Genomic DNA, 2,282 nt, shown 5'->3' with positions numbered 1-2,282 from the left:
TGACCTTGTGGCCGTCCGGGCGGATGGTGGCGGTGCGCTGGTTGAGCGCGTCGTACTCGTGCTGCCATACCGCGACCATCGGCGTGCCGGTGGCCAGGTAATGCTGGTGCTCGCGGGTCAGGTTGCCGGCGTCATCAAAGAACCATTGCAGCTTGCTGGCGGCGTTGACGGCCTGGATCAGTTGGCCATTGCCATCGTAGGCGAAGCTTTCGGTCTGGCGCTGATCGCCAAGCCGGGCGGTGCGTTCACTCAAGCGGCCCATCGGGTCGAAGGTCAGGTCGATCCGGCGTTGGCCAACCTGGGTGCTCGCCAATCGACCGCTGTACGGGTCGTACTGGTAGCGGGTGACCAGGCCATCGAAACCGGTCTCTTGCAGCAGTCGGCCCACCGGATCGTAGAGGAAGGTGGCCTTGCTGGTGTTCTCATTTTCCAGCCCGATCAAGCGGCCAAGCTTGTCCCAGCGATAACGCAGGGTGTGCTCGTTGGCGTCGACGCGTTCGGCGAGCATGCCTGCGGTGGTATAGGACCAGGTGGTGCAGCGATCAAGCGCATCGACATGCGCCAGCAGACGCCCTTCGGCGTCGTAGTTGAAACGCTCCTCGGTCTTGTCCGGGTGGGTGACCTTGGCCAGCTGGCCGGTCTGGTACTCGTAGGCGGTCTTGTTACCCACCGCGTCGGCGAACTCGACCAACTGTCCCGCTGGGTCATAGATCCAACTGCTGGTCTTGCCCGAGCAGTCGGTGTATTCGAGCAGTTGCCCGGCCTCGTTGTAGGCCATCTTCTTCTCGTTACCGAGTGCGTCCTTGATCGCCTTGACCAGCCCGGCCGGGGTGTAGGCGAACTCGGTCTTGTTCCCGAGCGGATCGACGCTCTCGACCAGGTTGCCGCGCTCGTCATAGTCGCGTAGCCACAAACCACCCTCGGCATCCCGCAACTTGATCGGCTGGTCGTGATCGTCGTAGGCGTAATGCACCGTGCTGTGGTCGGCGCGGATGTGCTGCAGCAGGTTGCTGCGCTCATCGTAGGTGTAGCGGTCCTGGCTGCCATCGGGGTGAACGTGGCGGATGACGTTCTGGCGTTCATCGCGGAACAGCCATTCCTCGCGGCCGTCGGGGTGGATCAGGCGGTAGGTGTAGCCCAGGGCGTCGTAGTAGTGCCAGGTTTCCTGGCCGTGGGCGTCGGTGACATAGGTCAGGCGGATGTTCGGGTCCCAGGCCAGTCGGGTCTCGAAGCTGCCGTCGTCGGCCCATTCGTGGATGGCTTTGGCGTGCGGGCCGCTACCGTCCCAGCGCAGGTTGATGCCACGCCCGGTACGGTCGGTGTAGCGGGTGATCAGGTGATGCTGGTAGGCATAACGCCAGGCGGCGCCGTGCTCGTCCTGGGCGGCGATCAGGTCGCCGTGGCTGTCGTAGTGGTAACCGCACAGCTGCCGCAGCGGCGTGCCATTGACCACCTGCCACAGGCCCTGGATATGCCCATGGTCGTCGAGCAGGGTGCCCAGTTGCAGGTGGACCTTCTCGGGATCGTTGTCGGAATAGGTGTTGATGTCCGACAGCACCGGGTGGCCGTTGAACAGGTGCTCGTAGTGCAGCATTGCCCCGGCGCCGCTGCGCAGTTGGATGTGCGTCAGGTAGAAGCGGTCGCCCTGGCGGGCATAGGTTTCGCGGCGGTCCAGGCCACGCAGCAACACCAGCTGCTGCTCGGCGGTACGCACCAGGCTGAGGTACTCGATCGAGTCGTAGTGCGGCTTGCCGACCTTGGGCAGCGGGTAGTCGTGGCTGCGACCGTCGCTGTCGTGGAGCACCACGCCCTGGCCGACCACGTCGATGCAGGTGGTGAACTCGGTGATCCAGCGGGCGCCGAGGCTGCCGTCATCCAGTTTGGCCAGCCGCGAGTTGTAGACCCGCGTCCAGTTGACCGGGAATGGCCCGGACAGCGCGAAATCCTGGTGGGCCAGCGTCTCGTCGCCGAGCGCATGGCCGATGCTGAACCCAGTGCAGGCGCACGGGCCGTTCTTCTGCGGCTTGGGCGCCTTGCGCGGACGTACCTGGCGGCTGACCACCTCGGTCGGGCCTTCGGCGTGGACATGCCGGGCCTGATGAGTAACGCCGGGGCGGATGGCGACGGCCATACCCGGGCGGCGCGGGTTGGCCAACACGGTCTCGAGCAGGCGGGTCAGCAGCCAGGCGATGCTGTTTTCCATACCCGCGCTGCCCAGGGCCTGCAGGCGCTGGGGCACGACCTTGGCCAGGTCCTCGAGGGTGCGGATCAGTGGCCCGAGC

General features: G+C 65.4%; 1 protein-coding gene. It reads right to left on the bottom strand.

Annotated elements, in window-relative coordinates:
- A partial coding sequence (locus F3J43_RS23605; protein WP_166892986.1) for a DUF6531 domain-containing protein occupies nucleotides 1-2,282 on the bottom strand: 2,282 nt, incomplete at both ends.

The organism is Pantoea sp. Cy-639 (genome assembly GCF_011752525.1).
Classification (GTDB): domain Bacteria; phylum Pseudomonadota; class Gammaproteobacteria; order Pseudomonadales; family Pseudomonadaceae; genus Aquipseudomonas.
This window is presented reverse-complemented; position numbering and strand designations above follow the sequence as displayed.